Origin of the sequence: Mesorhizobium sp. WSM4904 (assembly GCF_029674545.1) — a bacterium.
Classification (GTDB): Bacteria; Pseudomonadota; Alphaproteobacteria; order Rhizobiales; family Rhizobiaceae; genus Mesorhizobium.
Genome location: NZ_CP121354.1, coordinates 1310377 through 1328011, shown reverse-complemented (window position 1 = coordinate 1328011; position 17635 = coordinate 1310377). Strand labels below are relative to the sequence as shown.

The window sequence follows — 17635 nt, the reverse complement described above, 5'->3', positions numbered from 1 at the left end:
ATCTTGCAACGAGCAAGAAGTGTGTATTGATTTGCACATGCCGTACTGTCGTTCGATCACGTCAAGCGGTCGGTGTCCATTGTTTGAGCTCTCCGAGTGTCCATTTTTGCTGTCCGTCTCCATACAATCGCATACGTCTAAAGCGGAATTTCCTTTGCTTGATAAGCCCAGACTGGGTAGGGGGGACTGAGTGAATGCCTACTCCGCTGAAATGCTGTCCTGCACCGCGCCAATGCTGTCGCGTACGATCGACAGACCACGGCGCAGTTCAGCCTCGGTTATGGTAAGGGCTGTCATGAACTTGAGCACCTCACCATACGAGCCAGCGATCTCGATCACCAAGCCGCGACGAAAAGCTTCCCGGGAAATGAGCCCCGGCAATGAGTGGTGCTTTGGTGATACGAGTCCATACATCAAGCCGCGGCCTCGGACATTCAGAGCAAGGCTGGGGAAGTCGTCTGCGATCGACTTGAGTTCTTGAGCCAAGATGGCTGATTTGCGAGCAATCTCATCTTCAAACTTGGAGTCGGACCAGTAAGTCTCAAGGGCCGCACGAGCAGTGACGAAAGCATAGTTGTTGCCCCTGAACGTGCCGGTGTGCGCACCCGGCGTCCAGACATCAAGTTCAGGCTTCATGAGGACAAGGGCCATAGGCGTTCCAATTGCAGACAACGACTTTGACAGGGTAACGATGTCCGGCACGATCTCAGCCGCCTCGAAACTGAAGAATTTCCCTGTGCGACCGACACCAGCCTGAATATCATCGAGGATCATCAGGATCTCGTGCCGAGAGGTCAGATCACGCAGCCGTTGCAGCCATTCAACGGTAGCAGCATTGACACCGCCTTCGCCCTGCACTGCTTCTAGGATCACCGCAGCGGGTTTGCCGAGACCACTGCTAGGATCATCGAGAAGCTTCTCGAAATACTCGATCGTGTCTGAAGCGCCGAGATAGCCCTCGTACGGCAACGATGTCACGTGCGCGAGGGGAAAGCCGACAGCATCTCGGAACTTCGTGTTTCCGGTTGCCGCCAACGCCCCAGCGCTGACTCCGTGAAACGAGTTCGTAAACGAAACGATGTTTGACCTGCCGGTCACTTGGCGAGCTAGCTTCAGAGCCGCCTCGACCGCGTTCGTACCTGTGGGGCCAGTAAATTGCAATTTATAAGACAGACCGCGGGGCTTCAAAATAAACTGCTCAAAAGCTTCGATGAAGGCCTTCTTGGCGGTCGTAGCAAGGTCGAGCCCGTGCACAATTCCGTCGCGCGCAATGTAGTCCAACAACGCCCGCGTGAAGGCTGGGTTGTTGTGCCCGTAATTCAAGGCTCCCGCGCCTCCCAAGAAGTCGATGTATTCCCGACCGTCTGTAGCTATGAGGGCAGTGCCGACGCCTCGATCGAACAGAACTGGGAACGCACGGACGTAGCTCCGCACCTCAGACTCAAGACGATCAAAGATCGCGAGGCTTACATCGTTTGTAGGAGTAAACTGCTTCTTCATAGGGCGAGTCCTGAATTGTAGCCTGCAAAGGCATCAGCCCAAACTGTCTGGCGAAGGCCATTTCAATCGGTTCGAGGTTCGGCTTGTATGACGGCAGCATGAGCAGTCACACGCCTGGCCACGCCAACTCACGGCCCAAGCCAGTCGATCGCTGCGAGGTCCAACGTCACGTCCACCAGAGAACAAGATCAGGCCGCGCAAATCCGAAAAAGCAATTCAGCACTAGGCGACGCTTTCCGTCGCCTAATTGACCGGTAACCCCGTGAACGAAGCCGCCATCGATTAGGGCGATATCCCCGGTTTTGAGCTCGAACTCGCGGCAAGGGACGGCTTCCAGATAGGCTGCCGAATAGGGATATCCAGTGGTCTCCACACCTTGCGATATCCGGTCCGCAACCGTCGGCTTGTGGCTCCAGAGCTTCAGATTGCCGCCTTCCTCAGGCATGCTGGGATAGAGGTTGAGCGCTGCGACCGTATTGTGCGCCACCGCAGAAAGCTCGTAATCATCGCCAGCACGTAAGACTTGAGCGACGTCGTCGTGGGGATCCAAGGAAAATGTGCCTGTGCCCGACCAACTGAGGCCGCGACAAACATTGGCCTGGCCGTGTTCGGAACGGGCTAGCCGCAATTCGATTCCCTGGTTGTGAAGCTCTCGCTTCAACGCCCTGAATACTGCTCGAACCGGGTCAACCAAATTCTTAAAAAGGGCATCGACGTACGGCCGCGCGTTTTCGGCGTCTGCGAAATAGGTGGCTGCATCCTTCCTGTAGTGAGATGCGCCGACATATTGTCCGGGCACACCATCTTTACGCTCTCTGAGACCAGAGCTTCCAATAAAGTTCGTAGTGATCTCCTCGGCTACTTCGGTGCTGAAAGCTTGCTTGATGTGCAGAGCGGTGAGCTCACCTTTCAGGACCGAGATGATCTCCGCCGTGTTGATCGACCCGGTCCGTTCTTTGATCGAAACCGGCGAGATGGCTGGCACTTGAGATATCTGACTAGGCATTGTCTTGCTCCTGTAGTGCGTGTTCAAGGATGGTGATGCCACGATCGAGTTCGGCATCGGTGATGGTTATCGGTGGGAGGACTTTGATAACGTCGCGATTTGGCCCCGAGGATTCGATAAGAAGGCCATTTTCGAATGCGACATCGTGCACGCGGCCGACAACTGCCGGTGAACGGCATTTCAGGCCGGCCATCAGACCGCGGCCGCGCTTCTGTTCGATGTATCTTGGAAATTTCGCAACCAGGCGATCGAGGTGCGTTTGCAGCCTGACGGCTGTCCGCTCGACACCTGCAGTAAATTTCCTATCCGACCACATCTTGCACATGGCTCCTGCCGTCACGAAGGCGAAATTGTTGCCTCTGAAGGTCCCGCTATGTTCTCCGGGCTTCCATATGTCCAAGTCGGGTCGAATCAGAACGATGGACAACGGACTACCTGAACCGCTTAGGGACTTGGAAAGACACACAATATCCGGTTCGATTTTCGCGGACTCGAATGAGAAGAAATCGCCAGTTCGGCCCGCACCCGCCTGAATATCGTCGACGATAAAAACAATGCCGTGCGTACGGCAAATGCGCTGAATTTCCGTGAGCCAAGCTGCGGATGCGGCGTTCATGCCGCCTTCGGCCTGGATGGTCTCCAGAATGATTGCGGCAGGCTTTTCTATGCCGCTCCCCGGGTCGCTCAAAACGCTGTCGATGTAACTGGCGGAATCGAAAGCTTGGCTCGGATAGCCGTCATAGGGAACACGGATCACATCGTGGCGAGCGACGCCTCCCAGTTCCCTGGTTGAGGCCGAGCCCGACACCGCTAGAGAGCCGAGCGACATGCCGTGGAACGCATTCGTAAAGGCCATGACGCTCGAGCGGCCGGTGTATTTTCGCGCCAGCGCCAGCGCCGCTTCGTTGGCGTTCGTGCCGGTCGGCCCGGGAAACTGAATCTTGTACGAAAGGCCTCTGGGTTTCAGGATCCAATCGACGAACCCTTCAATGAAGTCACGCTTTGCCGCCGTATGCATATCAAGCGACAGAAGAATGTTCTCACCGACGAGATATTCAATCGCTGGCGCCATAATATCCGGATTGTTGTGCCCGTAGTTGAGTGCGCCGGAACCCACCAGGAAATCGATAAAGGGCTTACCCGTCTCGTCCCAGATCGTCGCCCCAAGGGCCTTCGTAAAGACGGTGGGGAACGCCCGGCAATAACGACGAACGTTAGATTCATGAGCCGTGAAAGCGTCGGTGTCCATATCAAGTCCTCTGCACATAGTCTTTCAAAGAAGAGAGCTGTTTAATGGCTAGTGGTTTGCGGCAGATGTTCGTCGCTTAACGTTGAAGCAGAATGCCGGAGGCAGCTTTGTTTGGTCTGGGTTTGGTCTGGTGATGCCGGCATCCTCATCAAATATTGTTGGGTTGCGTTGCCCTCCATTCGGATGCTTTCGAATGTGCTGCAACAGGATGGCTTCTAAAGCTTCCGCGAAAGCATCGCTACTATGGCATCAGGTAGTTGACGTACCCACCCTTCGCTGCCCATAGCGCTCCGGACAAATGAATGAGTCCAAGGAGATCAGCAGGGTCGCGTCGCCAGAGGTTGTGTCGCTCGGCGGTAGCGAAGCCGCTCGCGAGCGCGCTCCTCAATAGCGCCGTAGCGAGCGAGCGGCTTCGCGGCGGTCATCAATATTCGCCGTTCAACCTCGGGCTGCGGACACCAACCTGATTCAAGAAACTATTTGATGACCGATGACACAGCGAAAGCCACGCTCTCTTTGAGAAGAATGCGGATTCCGATCTCTTGCGCGATGACTGGCCCGAGCCGCCGGATCAAGAGGGCGGGGCCGCCGTGGACCCCCTTGACGGAAAGCCCGTTCGTAGGCCAGGCGGAAGCAACCGGGAGACGCGCTGGCGAAGGGCCGCATCGGTTTCGAGAACGTCCACTACCGCGACGGCAACCATCCCCGGCCGCAGCTGGGCTGCTGCCTTCAGGCGAGTCGAAAAGGAGATCGTCCGGGAGGGTGAAGGCGTTGACGAGGTGAGCCGTGAGTAAGCAATCAAGCTCTGATCGGGATCGACTAACACTGTTTCCATCCGACCGATGGTTGACCTGTGATCGGCGTTACCTCAAGCTAGGCAGGCCGACAAGCTCGGTTGGAAGGCGAAGACCTTTCGATGAGCTCGTCTCCGAAATGCTCGAGGCCCACTGCCGCGCCTACAGGAACATACTGGCGTAACGTGAAAACACGATGGCGTCGCGGGCAGGTGCATCTGTCGTGGGGCCATCCGCACTGCCAGGCACGCCCTCTCGGCCGGCATGCACTCAGGTCCGGTCGTTTGGGTCGGCGAATTCACACATCCTGCAAAGCAGAAAACCATCTGCTCCATTCATGCGGTCGACGATTTCGCGAAAAACTGGCTTTTCAAACAGAGCGGAGTAACCCTCATATAGAAGGTTGCCCAATACGTGACGCCGTTCAAAATCCATAGAGCACAGGGTAACGTCGCCGTTTGGAAGAAGAACATTCCGATACTGTCGTGCGTCCACGCAGGTTAGGGCTCCGACCACTGGCTGACGTGGTGCAACGATCTTAGGGTCGACGCTTCCACCCCTACTGCTCACCGGCCGCGCTTTTATCAGGGCTTCGGTAGGAATAATGTCGGCTATATCTGGGTGGGGCTCGCCCAAGGCCACGAATCGGATCAAGGGGATGTCCGCGTCGACGAGTTGACGAACCAGATCGCGATACTTGTCTCCGACCAGGCGGCTGTTCATGTAGGTGCCGTCATCGAAAACATGGACCACGAATACGCCCAAGCGCAAGGCTTGCAATCGCTGCAGGTCCTGCCCGTTCATTCCCACCAGCGTCGTAAAAATCCTGATGCCATGGCCTTTGGCGAAGGCGTGCTCCACCATTTCGGTACAGTCCGGATTGAGCCAAGGTTCGGAGTATCCCGCAAAACCAATGTCGACGGAAGTCGGTACGCGGGCCAGACACCGCTTGAAATCTTCAAGATCCAGATGACTCGCATGAGACACTTTTCTTTGCCGGACCGCGAACTTGTCCTGGGGACAATATGAACATCCTACGACGCATCCCGTGGTCGTCGTTATCTCCAAAACCCTGCCGGCTGTGTTTGCTGAGCGAAGTTCCGGTAAAATCACTGGTGATTACTCCCATCTACTTCCTGCGAAGCGCCACGATGGTGTGCGTGTGCCTTTGGCTTTCTGATACCGCCTGCTGATCTACCGAGGCAACGCAGACATCTACCCTTTTTGGCAGCCTAAGCCGCCCGGTTCACCGATTTGCCGGGCCGACCCTTCACAAACTTCCAGCGCGTCGGACCAGAGACAGCATTGCATCTTTCGAGGCATCACTCGCTCCGGAGATGTAGCCTCAACCGTTGGTCGCTGGCCCGTCGCCGAGATGCGCGCGCAGCACCCTCGAACCCGCCGGAGAGAAGCTTTCTGGATGCCGTCGATCATCCTTCATCGAGCGAGTTCCGTGTTCTCATGCGGGTCAGCCCTCACACTATATTGCCGCACATCGACCAGCAAAGGCCGAGCTAGTGCGCCTGGCGCGCAGTTACTGCGAGATAGGCTTCGAAAAGCCCGACAGGGCTAAGACGCTCCGCTGTATTGAACCCGAAATGTTTTCTGACAGCTGTCAGATTTTGGACACACATCACTCATCGTCAGTCGCTTAATACGGATGGTAATTTCTTCCAGGAATCGGTGACATTGAACACCACCCTGTCATGACCGCCCAATCTCAGCGAAGCGAACTCAGCATCGCCACCAGGACCAAGCCTGAAGATAAATCCGCCGTAGCAGCGTCAACGACATTTTGCTTTCGAAGCCGGATGGATTGCACGAGGTGATTCGCGCCGTGATGCAGGAGGTGCTCGAGGCCGAGATGGACGAGGCGCTGGGTGCTTCGAAGAGCGAGCGCACGCCGGAGCGTCTCGGCTATCACGCGCGCTACTACGGGCGGAGAACTAGCTGCGCACCTACGGCGGTTGGATAATCCCAAGGTTCAAAGCTTTTACAACAGCTACCGTTCTGCTGGTCGCATCCAACTTCCGCATTACATTTTTTAAATGGAAATCTATCGTATTTCGTGATCTGCCTAAAATAGTTCCTATTTCCCAAGATGATTTTCCTTGTGACACCAAATCAATGCACTCTATTTCTCTCGGAGACAGGTTATGAGCTCGTTCCGACGCAGTCGTAGTGTCGAACTTCGTAACCATCCGATGAAACCGCAGCGCGGCCATTTGCAGGTAGGTGATCGCTCTATTCTGCAATTCGCAGTCCGAGGATTGAGCAAAACTCACAAACCTAAAGCTGCCACCAGGGCCATGTAATGGGACGGTAACGCCTGACCTCAAGCCGAATGTTGCTGCTTCGTCCAAGACGCGGCGTCCATCTTCAGTTATGTTTTCATCAGTATACACCTCGCTCCATCGAAAGGGTCCCGCCTCCTTTCGACCTTTCTTGATGAGGGGGTCTATTTTGGCATAGCCCATTCTCGAGTAGCGCTCCTGCCATTCAGCAGGATAATTCCACATCACCACAGAACCCTCCCGGTTCGGCTTGAAAGCCCTCTCTGATGCGAGCGGCCCATAGGCAATCCACGGGCAATCGAAATTCAGCGCAAACGCAGACAACAGTTCGAACAACTGTTCGGATTGAGCGACATCATCAGTCATCTTGAGGAATAGGTCTAACTCCACCGCAATCCGCCGGAGTTCCATGATGTCTCCTTCATTGCGTTCTCATTGGTGCACAGTTTGCTCCAACCCAGCCTCGCAACATCCGAAGTCAACGGGACTCGAGCCGGAGTTCCTTCCGCCACCTGGAGTACCCTCAAGAGTCGTGCCAGCTTGCGAGCGAAGCTTCTCCTTCAGGTCGTCAATCGACGGGGGAGGTACCCAGGAGGCGAACCGACAGCACTGTGTCGGGGAGCGCACAATCCGACAGTCGAGCATTCGATTGACGGAATATGGGCAGGAAAGTATTCGCGGCGCGCTTTTGAAATCAGCACCTAAGTGCCGGGCCTGAGAAAGCTGCATTGCAACTGTACTTATTTGATCGAGGCAAGAACAAGCTCAAAATTCAATCGATACATCGACCTTCTTTTCCAATCTCCCGAGTTGAGCAGCCGTAGCAATCGTATCGACTGGATGGCGGCTGACTTTCTCCAGGCTCGGTAACCTGCTGAATTTGTCCTTCGGATGTTCCCGCTCAGTTGGCACGACTTTTGAACTCACCGTCGTGAGGCGGCAAGAGCTGCCCGCCAAAATTGATGCTGTTATGGGGGAGGTCGAAATTCCAGTTTTGTCTTTTATCGTCTTTGGGACCGAGCGTGTTGATGCGCCCGCTTGGAAACTATGAGACGTTTCCCCGTCCATGGGCGCGGCGCCACTTGTCGCGACGTTTTCGCCTTCACTGTTCGCCTCTGGAACAGGCAGCCGGCCCGGCTCGCGATCATCATGACCGCGATGCTCGCCTCCACGCTGGCTGACGTGTTGATGCCGCTCTATTCTGGCCGACTCATCGACGCTGTTTCTCGTGCTGCTAATGCGGCAGCACCAGCTTCGGATTCAGCTGTTGCAGCATTCTCTGTACCGATTGCATTGGCACTCGGTGGCATTGCCATGCGCCACGTCGCCTTCATTGGCCTGAGCGACCTGGTGTTGAAAATGATTTCCGACGTCGCGACCGAAGCGTTCCATCATGTGCAGCGCTTTTCGACAGACTGGCATGCAAACAGCTTCGCCGGCTCGACAGTGCGCAAGATAACGCGCGGCATGTGGGCGCTCGACCTCCTCAACAGCACGATACTCGTCACGCTGCTCCCGTCGTTTGTCATCTTGATCGGCTCGACGGTGCTGCTCGGCTGGCACTGGCCGGTCATGGGCGTGATCTTTGCTTGCGGCTCTCTCGTCTACCTTGCGTTTTCGATTTCGCTGTCGCTCGGCTATGTCGCGCCAGCGGCGAGCCTTGCCAACCGATGGGACACAAGGCTCAGCGGCGCGCTTGCGGACGCGGTCAGTTGCAACGCTGTGGTCAAGGGCTTCGGCGCAGAGGTTCGCGAAGACGAGCGGCTTGCAAATATCATGACGAAATGGCGGCACCGCGCGCGCCGGAGCTGGGTGCGCGGAACGATCATCGGCTCAACCCAAGGCGTAACTTTGGTTGCGCTCAGGGTGGCGGTGGTCGGATATGCCCTGCTTCTGTGGTCGCATGGACAGGCAACGCCGGGCGAGATAGCATATGTTCTCACGTCCTTCATCGTCCTGCAGGGCTATCTGCGTGATGCCGGCATGCATGTCCGCAACGTGCAGCACTCGGTTAATGATATGGAAGAACTGGTGGCCATCCACAATCAGCAGGTGGATGTTGCCGATCGTCCAGAGGCCAAGCCGATCCGGATCACGAACGGCCGTATCGATTTCGAGAACGTCCACTTCCGCTACGCCAACCATCCCCTGCCGCTCTATAGCGAATGTTCGCTGTCGATTGAAGCTGGCGAAAGGGTTGGGTTGGTTGGACCCTCCGGTTCCGGCAAGACAACATTCGTGAAGCTGATCCAGAGACTCTACGACCTGAGCGGCGGCCGGATCCTGATAGACGGTCAGGACGTCTCGGAGGTGACCCAAGAGTCCCTTCGTTCGCAGATCGCGATCGTGCAGCAGGAGCCGATCCTGTTTCACAGGTCGCTTGCCGAGAACATCGCCTATGGCCGGCCTGGCGCGAGCCAGGCCGAGATCGAGCAAGCGGCACGACTGGCAAGTGCCCACGAATTCATCGCGCCCCTGCCGAAGGGCTATGGGACATTGGTCGGCGAAAGGGGTTTGAAGCTCTCCGGCGGCGAGCGCCAGCGCGTGGCGATCGCGCGCGCCTTCCTCGCGAACGCGCCGATCCTTATTCTGGACGAGGCCACATCGAGCCTCGATTCGGAATCCGAGGTGCTCATTCAACAAGCGGTGGATCGGTTGATGGTGGGCCGAACCACACTCGTCATCGCACACCGGCTGTCGACGGTCCGCTCGCTCGATCGGCTGCTCGTCTTCGACCGTGGCCGCATCATGGAGGACGGCGATCATGCCGCCCTGATCAATCTCGATGGTGGCATTTACCGCCGCCTCTTCGAACGGCAGGCGTTGGAACTCGCGAAGGGCCTGGCCTGATCGCTAAACCGGCTTGCGCGATGCGCCGAGCCGTTGCCGGAGAGGGGTGTGGCAGTGACGAGCGGCGGGCGTTAGGCGGCAAAACCAGCACGGCCGGAACTGTCCGCCAAACGGGCGAGCGGGAATGCACCACGTCTAAGCTTCGGCGAATGCGCGCAGTTACACGCGGGCACCGAATTGTCGCGCCTAACGGCGCACGCACCAAAAGGGCGGGAATGTCGACGGCCCGGGAAGAGTGCGGCCCTCGCCGTTACCCACATTTCGCCAAAGGAAGCGAAGTCAACGCACATTGAGAGGGCGGTGCTTCCCGGCCGGCCGGGATCCCTGTCGCTGGCCCAACCTACCGCACGCTGGCCACGTCAACGGTTCAAAGTCCCTTCGGTTCGCAAAGTCGTCCCCTTGGAGACCCGGAAGCGCAGGAGCTCCGACCGCAGTCTTCGCTCAACTCTGGCCATCTGCTCCGGGATTGGATTCCGTTCCCTTGCTAGCACAGTGGCAGCTGAGCACGAACTCGCCGGCCCCGTGTCTTTCGATTACGGCCAACGGGCTTAGGAAGAGATTGGATTCGCCGGCCCTCTGCGGAGCGAATGAACAGTTCTACAGATCATCGACGTCCGCGAAAAAGAGCACGCAGCCGAAATAGCAGGCCTGAAGCAGCAGCGAACAGGCCAGCGTCGTGACGACTGCCACACGGATCGAATCCAAAGCGAAGTAAACCATCGACGCATTGCTGCACAGGACCAGCCCCACGAGCCGACAAAAAGATGAAGTGCAACGCCGTTCTCCTGGTTTTCGCCAGATCATGTTGCGAGCTCGTCGGCCGCAACATGCGTCTGGCAGTTCTTGGGGCAGACGCGGCCGCAGGCTCCGCAGCCTATGCAGCGGCCGGCATCATCGACAACCATGATCATGCGATTGAGCTTGCCGTCGAAATCGTCGTCCTCGTCATCGCAGGGGCCGAGGATTTCACCCGCATCATCAACGCCGTGAAGATGCATGACATCGCGCGAGCAGACCTTGAAACAACGGCAGCAGCCGATGCAGGTCTTGCTATCGATGGAGGTCAGGTACGACGGCATCCAAATGGAGCCGTCACGGGTGGTGAATGTGCGCATCATCCTAAATTCTTCATTGAAGCGAGTTCTCTCTTGGCAACATCCAACTCGGCATAAACGGCTTGGGTTTTCTCGGCGACTTCCTGTATGTCGGCCCACTTGCCCGGCAGACCCTCGACAAGGTCCTGCAATGCCATCTTGGCAATAGCTGCACGCAACTGGAGCTTTCGGACTTTCTTCCTCATCTTATCTAGGTCTGACATAGATCCTTCCTGGAACAATGGTTTTGTTGATGCGCTCCATCTCGGGCTAGGCTTCAATGGCTGCAGTCGCATCGTCGACCAGTTTCGTACCGGCCTCAGCAAGTTTGCGGAAAGTCTCGAAGCCGAACCGGTGGACGTCTCGACAGAACGCCCAACCGCTGGAAGCCCGCAGGGGCTTCATTCCAATTATTGGCGACGTCGACACGCCGGAGCGCTCCTCGATCGCAAGCGCTACGGCGGTGTAAACATGTCGAGCCTCCACAGCGCGTCAGGATCGGGATCGCCGCCAAAGGGTACCGCACGTTGCTGTTGCTTGGTGATGATGAACTCGGCCAGCAGCTCGGCATCCGAATGGCCTTCCCATAAGCCGAAGGAATCCTGAGTACGAATGAGCCGCAGGAGGCATTTGACGAACGGGGAAGCAAGGGCCTCGTCGTCATTGTTGACAGCAGGGCCAACCGGAGGAATTTCGTTGTTCGTCATTTCAGTCTTCGTCTTCGAGGTACGATTTCCTTTTCCTGCGATGCCCACTCCGGGTCCGCTTGCGTGGCCGACGAATGGCTTGGGCGGGCCAACCCCAAGAGTGCCCCGTGGCCGACCTCGACATGTCCACGAGTGCGAGACCTGCGGCGCGAATTCGCGGCGCACATCGTCTGCGCCGCGATCCGACCGGTGGTCAACGCAATTGAAATCCAACCTTCCGCAAGCCGCCGCCCTGCTGCATCGACATACTTGCTGCGAAGAGAGCTTCGATGGGCGGATTGGCCAGTGTTCAATTCCAATTGTCAGTCCCTTCGCGATTCTTGCTCAGGAAGTGACTTCGTTTTGAGTTTCGGGTGCCTTCTTTTGCGGAGCCACACAAAGATCCGCGTGACAGGCAGGCTCACCCGTGTAGTTGGCCAGTGCTTCGAGCAATGGGGTAAGATAGTACTGTTTGGTGTGGTCCGGAATTGGCCCCAGCCGGTCCACCGATTTCAGTGCCACCTCGATCAACTCGATTGCGCGATCTTTGTTGCCGCTCTCGTAATAATACTGAGCTACCGGGAGGTACCGGAGGTATTTAAACGGGCCATCGCCGTTCGGGGGATTGAGTGCCAGTATCTGTTCCGAGAGCTCGTTGCCCATCGCAAAGCGCTCCGCGCGCGGAAGATGGGAATTGTCCATCGTGGGATCGAAGAGTTGGTTGAGGGCCAAGGCCATCCACGACACCGCGTCGGACGTTTTGTCGATCGCGTCCTCGACCAATTCTCGCATGACCGGCATGCCGGTCTTGATGTCGCGCAGCTTGTGAAGCAGAAGATCCGCATGAATCTGCCGGAACTCACAAGAGTCTGGCATCAAGGCGAGGCCTTCTTCGATGGCCAAGAGCGCCGCCGTCCAATCCTCGGCCTGCATCGCCGGCTCAAGTTTGGCGTATATCGGCCCGGTAAGCGACATTTCGCGCGCTGCAAGTTGGTTATGCGCGATGCGCTTTGCATCGGCGGCTTTCGCTTCATAGCTGCTGCGCCAGCTGCCGTTAAGGACTTTCGGCAAAACGTCATCGAGTTCCGCCGGGTGGCCGATAAAAGCGATGTGGCCGTCGCGGTCGACCACGAACGAGGTGGGAATCCCAATCGAAGAGCTGGGATCCATCCAGAGCTTGTTCATTTCGCCAATGTAATCGAACCCGATACGATAATTCAGATTCGGGAACTCCTCGGTCAGCCAGGCATCCACGTTGGTCCGCGCCTCGTCTGCGGTAGGACCCTGTTCGCAGGCGGCAACTCCGACCGCCTCAAATCCGCTGCCTTCATATTTCTCCTGCAGTTCGATCAAATGGGGCATGGCGTCGACACATGGTCCGCACCAAGTCGCCCAAAACTCAACGAGGTAGACCTTGCCGGGCCGAAAGTTCGTGAGGGGCTCGCCACGCAGCCAGTTCTCCACTTTGATCGCAGGAGCCGGGGACCCCATACGCAGTTCCATCTTGGTGTCCAAAGTCATTCCACACCTTTCGTCTCTTTTGTCGCGGAATATTTTCCAGTCAAAATCGGACACGGTCTCGAGGGCATCGCTCCCTCTGGCTTGCTTCAGCGAAGCTCTCACCGTGTTGCCGCACATCAAGCTGCAACGGAGGTGCCAATTCCCTCAGCTCCGGTAAGCGGCGGGAAATGCTTTGAAATTCTCCACGAGGCCAAATGCGGCCGATTGTCGTGAACCCGACATGTCTTCTGCCGCTGTCGGGTTTCGCCCTATCACTCTTGAGAGCTTGGACGGCTCGCCTGTGATTAGACTGGCCTCGGCCCTCGAGCAGTGGCAGTTTGGCGCCAGTTCGAAAGCGCGAACTCGCCGGCTTGGTCCTCGTGCCGCCACCGCCGCGTGTGGATTCTTGCCCCGGAGTCAAAATTCGCCTCGCGGTTGCCAACGGCGGCATGCGCTCAATGCGCGTGGCGTTGAGCACCGACAGCACGTAATGGTACCAATTAGTGGATGCCCGTCGCTGCCTCCACTTCTCCAGCCAAGCGCTCGAACGACGCTACCTACCCACGTTCGAGCGCGACCGCGGAATCGCAGACTGCCGAACGTCAGCCGTTGCGAAAGGTGTAGCCGTACCCGTTGATCGCCGGTGCGCCGCCTAGATGTGCGTAGAGGACCCTCGATCCCTGTGGAAAGAAGCCCCTCTGGACGAGGTCGATCATCCCTTGCATCGATTTGCCCTCGTAAACGGGGTCCGTAATCATGCCCTCGAGCCGCGCGCACAAACGGATTGCCTCTTTGGTTTCCTCCGATGGAACGCCATAACCCGGGTACGCGTAGTCCATGAACAACACCACGTCTGCCTCGACAATTTCCGCTCCGAGGTGGACGAGCTTCGCTGTATTTTGGGCGATGCCAAGCACCTGCGCCTTGGTCTTGGCGGGCATGGCGGAGGCATCGATACCGATCACGTTGCGCTGTCGACCATCCTTGGCGAACCCGACGAGCATGCCGCCGTGGGTTGAACCAGTCACCGTACAGACGACGATATAGTCGAAGGCAAACCCAAGCTGCTCTTCCTGGGCACGCACCTCCTCAGCGAACCCCACATAGCCCAGGCCGCCGTATTTGTGGACAGAGGCGCCGGCAGGTATCGCATATGGCCTGCCGCCCCTTGCCTTGACTTCATAAAGTGCCTTTTCCCAGCTGCGGCGGATGCCGATGTCAAAGCCCTCGTCAACCAGGCGCACCTCTGCCCCCATGATGCGGCTCAAGAGGATATTGCCGACCCGGTCGTAGACAGCATCATCATGTGGGACCCAGCTCTCCTGGACCAGGAGGCATTTCATGCCGATCTTGGCGGCGACCGCAGCGACCATGCGCGTATGGTTGGACTGCACGCCACCGATTGTGACGAGCGTATCGGCATCTGACGCGATCGCGTCGGGCACAATGTATTCGAGCTTGCGCAGCTTGTTTCCGCCGAACGCGAGACCGGAGTTGCAGTCCTCGCGTTTGACGTAGATTTCCACCTTGTCGCCCAGATGCTTGCCGAGGCGGTCGAGCCTCTCGATCGGCGTGGGTCCAAAGGTGAGCGGATAACGTTCGAATTTTTCCAGCATGCTATCTCCAGCAAAAAAGTACCTGAACCTGCTACGCACCGGTCAGCCCAGGGGTATGGTCGCGTGTTAGCCGAACACAGATTCCCTATACGATCAGCTCAGTCATCAGAGGGTGACCAAAATTGGTGTGGGTCTGAGCACTGATCCTGTCATCCGCGCATCAAAGCAGCAGCACATGCTGGGCATTCGACCAAGCCGGGACACAGCTGAAAATTGCATTCCGCAGTTGATCAGAGTCAGACGACTGGTACCCGAGCTTTCCTGTAACCATCGGCATGCTGGCCCCTGTGGCGAGTTCCACGAGCGCGGCTAGAGGACTGCCAGATCAGAAAGAGCACGCGGCCGAAGTAGCCGGCCTGAAGCAGCAGCGAACAGGCCAGCGTCGTGACGACTGCCACACGGAGCGAATCCAAAGCGAAGTAAACCATCGACGCATTGCTGCACAGGACCAGCCCCACGAGCCGACAAAAAGATGAAGTGCACGCCGCTCCCCTGGTTTTCGCCAGATCATGTTGCGAGCTCGTCGGCCGGAACATGCGTCTGGCAGTTCTTGGGGCAGACGCGGCCGCAGGCTCCGCAGCCTATGCAGCGGCCGGCATCATCGACAACCATGATCATGCGATTGAGCTTGCCGTCGAAATCGTCGTCCTCGTCATCGCAGGGGCGAGGATTTCACCCGCATCATCAACGCCGTGAAGATGCATGACATCGCGCGAGCAGACCTTGAAACAACGGCAGCAGCCGATGCAGATTTGCTATCGATGGAGGTCAGGTACGGCGGCATCCAAATGGAGCCGTCACGGGTGGTGAATGTGCGCATCATCCTAAATTCTTCATTGAAGCGAGTTCTCTCTTGGCAACATCCAACTCGGCATAAACGGCTTGGGTTTTCTCGGCGACTTCCTGTATGTCGGCCCACTTGCCCGGCAGACCCTCGACGAGGTCCTGCAATGCCATCTTGGCAATAGCTGCACGCAACTGGAGCTTTCAGACTTTTTTCCTCATCCTATCTAGGTCTGACATAGATCCTTCCTGGAACAATGGTTTCTTGATGCGCTCCATCTCGGGCTAGGCTTCAATGGCTGCAGTCGCATCGTCGACCAGTTTCGTACCGGCCTCAGCAAGTTTGCGGAAAGTCTCGAAGCCGAACCGGTGGACGTCTCGACAGAACGCCCAACCGCCGGAAGCCCCCACGGGTTTCATTTCTATTGTCGGCGACGTCGACACGCCGGAGCGCTCCTCGATCGCAAGCGCTACGGCGGTGTAAAACATGTCGAGCCTCCACAGCGCGTCAGGATCGGGATCGCCGCCAAAGGGTACCGCACGTTGCTGTTGCTTGGTGATGATGAACTCGGCCAGCAGCTCGGCATCCGAATGGCCTTCCCATAAGCCGAAGGAATCCTGAGTACGAATGAGCCGCAGGAGGCATTTGACGAACGGGGAAGCAAGGGCCTCGTCGTCCCCGTGGACAGCAGGGCCAACCGGTTCATGAGGAATTTCGCTTTTCCCCAATTTCAGTACTCCTCTTGAAGGACGATCTCTTTTTCTGCGATGTGTGGTTCGGGCGCTTGCGTGGGCGGGGAATGGCTTGGGCGAGCCGATCCCACGCAACAGTGTCCCGTGGCCGACCTCGAGCACGTCCACCAATGCGAGACCTTTCACCGCGGCGCGAACGCCTGCGCCGCGGTTCGACCCGAGGTAAACGCAATGGAAATTCCACCTGCCGCAAGCCGCGCACTTTTGCGGCATCGACGTTATTGCTGCGAAGTGCGCCTGGGCGGGCGGATTTGCCGGTGTTCAATTCCAATTGTCATGCCCTTCGCGATCCTTGCTCAGGAAGTGACAGCGTTTTGAGTTTCGGAAGTCTTGTTTTGCGGAGCCACACAGAGACCCGCGTGACAGGCAGGCTCACCCGTGTAGTTGGCCAGGGCTTGGAGCAACGAGGTGAGGTAGCGCTGTTTGGTTTGGTCCGGCACTGGCTCCGAATGGTCCAGCGATTTGATTGCCACCTCGATCAACTCGATCGCCCGGTCCTTGTTGCCGCTCTCGTAATAATACTGAGCGACCGGAAAGTAACACCCGAATTTAAAGTCTCCATCGCCTTGCGGAGGATTAAGTTCCAGGATCTGTTCGGAGAGCTCCTTGCCCATCGCAAAGCGATCATCATGCGGAAGATGGGAGTTGTCGATCGTGGGATGGAAGAGTTGGTTCAGCGCCATCACCACCCAAGACATCGCTTCGAACTTTTTGTTGATCGCGTCCTCGACCAATTCGCGCATAAGCGGCAAGCCGGTTTTGATGTCGCGCAGCTTGTGAAGCAGAATATCCGCATGAACCCGCCGAAAATCAAAAGAGTCTGGCATCACGGCGAGGCCTTCTTCGATGGCCAATAGTGCCGCTGCCCAATCCTCGTCCTGCATCGCCGGCCCAAGTTTGGCGTATATCGGCTGACTCAGCGACGATTCGCGCACACGCGAGATTCGCTTTGCATCGACGGCTTTCGCTTCATAGCTGCTGCGCCAGCTGCCGTTAAGGACTTTCGGCAAAACGTCATCGAGAGGTGCCGGGTGGCCGATATAAGCGATGTGGCCGTCGCGGTCGACCACGAACGAGGTGGGAATCCCGAACGAAGAGCTGGGTTCCAGCCAGAGCTTTTTCATTTCGCCAGTGCAATCGAACGCTGTCCGATAATTCAGATTCGGGAACTTCTCGGTCAGCCAGGCATCCACGTTGGTCCGCGCTTCGTCCGCGGTTGCAGCCTTTTCGCAAGCTGCGACTCCGATAATCTCAAATCCGCTGTCTTTATATTTCTCCTGCAGTTCGATCAAATGGGGCATGGCGTGGACACATGGTCGGCACCAAGTCGCCCAAAATTCAACGAGGTAGACCTTGCCGGGCCGAAGGCTCGTGAGGGGCTCGCCACGCAGCCAGTTCTCCACTTTCAGCGCAGGAGCCGGGGACCCCATACGCAGTTCCATCTTGGTGTCCAAAGTCATTCCACACCTTTCGTCTCTTTTGTCGCGGAATATTTTCCAGTCAAAATCGG

The 17635-nt window shown here is 57.3% G+C and carries 16 protein-coding genes and 3 pseudogenes; 2 read left to right on the top strand and 17 right to left on the bottom strand.

What is annotated here, in order from left to right:
• Nucleotides 1-198: 198 nt before the first annotated feature.
• The 4 genes from ectB (QAZ47_RS06280) to QAZ47_RS06265 all read right to left on the bottom strand — a co-directional run bounded on the left by ectB (QAZ47_RS06280) (nucleotide 199) and on the right by QAZ47_RS06265 (nucleotide 5536).
• Nucleotides 199-1500 carry a diaminobutyrate--2-oxoglutarate transaminase gene (ectB, locus tag QAZ47_RS06280; RefSeq protein ID WP_063169360.1) on the bottom strand — a complete coding sequence of 434 codons (1302 nt, stop codon included), beginning with the start codon at nucleotides 1498-1500 and terminating at the stop codon, nucleotides 199-201.
• Between the two features lie 166 nt (nucleotides 1501-1666).
• Nucleotides 1667-2506, bottom strand: coding sequence for a hypothetical protein (locus tag QAZ47_RS06275; protein WP_063169361.1), 840 nt, complete (start codon nucleotides 2504-2506; stop codon nucleotides 1667-1669).
• Nucleotides 2499-3755: a diaminobutyrate--2-oxoglutarate transaminase gene (gene ectB / locus QAZ47_RS06270; protein WP_063169362.1), complete on the bottom strand. Its 1257-nt coding sequence runs from the start codon at nucleotides 3753-3755 to the stop codon at nucleotides 2499-2501. Before ectB (QAZ47_RS06270) ends, QAZ47_RS06275 begins: the two co-directional genes overlap by 8 nt.
• Nucleotides 3756-4819: 1064 nt before the next feature.
• Complete coding sequence (locus QAZ47_RS06265) at nucleotides 4820-5536, bottom strand: SPASM domain-containing protein (protein WP_224571099.1); 717 nt, start codon at nucleotides 5534-5536, stop codon at nucleotides 4820-4822.
• 719 nt (nucleotides 5537-6255) lie between these two features.
• Between QAZ47_RS06265 and QAZ47_RS06260 the strand changes: the two are divergent.
• Nucleotides 6256-6491, top strand: a pseudogene (locus QAZ47_RS06260) (transposase); the annotation flags it as partial.
• Nucleotides 6492-6507: 16 nt separating this feature from the next.
• Here the strand turns inward: QAZ47_RS06260 and QAZ47_RS06255 are convergent.
• Entirely contained in the window at nucleotides 6508-7254 is a 747-nt protein-coding gene (locus QAZ47_RS06255; RefSeq protein ID WP_063169365.1) for a LuxR family transcriptional regulator, read from the bottom strand.
• Between the two features lie 354 nt (nucleotides 7255-7608).
• Nucleotides 7609-7911 carry a hypothetical protein gene (locus QAZ47_RS06250; protein ID WP_127262113.1) on the bottom strand — a complete coding sequence of 101 codons (303 nt, stop codon included), beginning with the start codon at nucleotides 7909-7911 and terminating at the stop codon, nucleotides 7609-7611.
• Here QAZ47_RS06250 and QAZ47_RS06245 point away from each other — a divergent pair.
• Entirely contained in the window at nucleotides 7891-9693 is a 1803-nt protein-coding gene (locus QAZ47_RS06245) for an ABC transporter ATP-binding protein (RefSeq protein ID WP_063169366.1), read from the top strand. The two genes, QAZ47_RS06250 and QAZ47_RS06245, sit on opposite strands and share 21 nt — an antisense overlap.
• A gap of 597 nt (nucleotides 9694-10290) precedes the next feature.
• On the opposite strand, the gene QAZ47_RS06240 is transcribed toward QAZ47_RS06245, so the two are convergent.
• From QAZ47_RS06240 to QAZ47_RS06190, 11 genes and pseudogenes are all read right to left on the bottom strand, one after another.
• Entirely contained in the window at nucleotides 10291-10497 is a 207-nt protein-coding gene (locus tag QAZ47_RS06240) for an exopolysaccharide production repressor protein (protein WP_082826584.1), read from the bottom strand.
• Entirely contained in the window at nucleotides 10494-10811 is a 318-nt protein-coding gene (fdxB, locus tag QAZ47_RS06235) for a ferredoxin III, nif-specific (RefSeq protein ID WP_174800308.1), read from the bottom strand. The genes QAZ47_RS06240 and fdxB (QAZ47_RS06235) overlap by 4 nt, the downstream gene beginning before the upstream one ends.
• Entirely contained in the window at nucleotides 10808-11011 is a 204-nt protein-coding gene (locus QAZ47_RS06230; RefSeq protein WP_063169367.1) for a CCE_0567 family metalloprotein, read from the bottom strand. Before QAZ47_RS06230 ends, fdxB (QAZ47_RS06235) begins: the two co-directional genes overlap by 4 nt.
• Nucleotides 11012-11057: 46 nt before the next feature.
• A pseudogene (locus QAZ47_RS06225) lies at nucleotides 11058-11494 on the bottom strand (DUF269 domain-containing protein).
• Nucleotides 11495-11818: 324 nt separating this feature from the next.
• Entirely contained in the window at nucleotides 11819-12976 is a 1158-nt protein-coding gene (locus tag QAZ47_RS06220; RefSeq protein WP_063170386.1) for a TlpA disulfide reductase family protein, read from the bottom strand.
• 599 nt (nucleotides 12977-13575) lie between these two features.
• Nucleotides 13576-14589 (bottom strand): 1-aminocyclopropane-1-carboxylate deaminase, encoded by a 1014-nt coding sequence (locus QAZ47_RS06215; RefSeq protein ID WP_024505903.1) that lies wholly within the window; start codon nucleotides 14587-14589, stop codon nucleotides 13576-13578.
• A 236-nt stretch (nucleotides 14590-14825) separates the two neighbouring features.
• Nucleotides 14826-15017 carry an exopolysaccharide production repressor protein gene (locus QAZ47_RS06210; RefSeq protein ID WP_127230899.1) on the bottom strand — a complete coding sequence of 64 codons (192 nt, stop codon included), beginning with the start codon at nucleotides 15015-15017 and terminating at the stop codon, nucleotides 14826-14828.
• A gap of 79 nt (nucleotides 15018-15096) precedes the next feature.
• A pseudogene (gene fdxB / locus QAZ47_RS06205) lies at nucleotides 15097-15412 on the bottom strand (ferredoxin III, nif-specific).
• Nucleotides 15409-15567, bottom strand: a complete 159-nt coding sequence (locus QAZ47_RS06200; protein WP_224571204.1) for a CCE_0567 family metalloprotein — start codon at nucleotides 15565-15567, stop codon at nucleotides 15409-15411. The pseudogene fdxB (QAZ47_RS06205) and the gene QAZ47_RS06200 overlap by 4 nt, the downstream one beginning before the upstream one ends.
• 90 nt (nucleotides 15568-15657) lie before the next feature.
• Nucleotides 15658-16101, bottom strand: coding sequence for a DUF269 domain-containing protein (locus QAZ47_RS06195; RefSeq protein WP_224571203.1), 444 nt, complete (start codon nucleotides 16099-16101; stop codon nucleotides 15658-15660).
• Between the two features lie 320 nt (nucleotides 16102-16421).
• Nucleotides 16422-17567 (bottom strand): TlpA disulfide reductase family protein, encoded by a 1146-nt coding sequence (locus QAZ47_RS06190; RefSeq protein ID WP_063170388.1) that lies wholly within the window; start codon nucleotides 17565-17567, stop codon nucleotides 16422-16424.
• Between the last annotated feature and the right edge of the window lie 68 nt (nucleotides 17568-17635).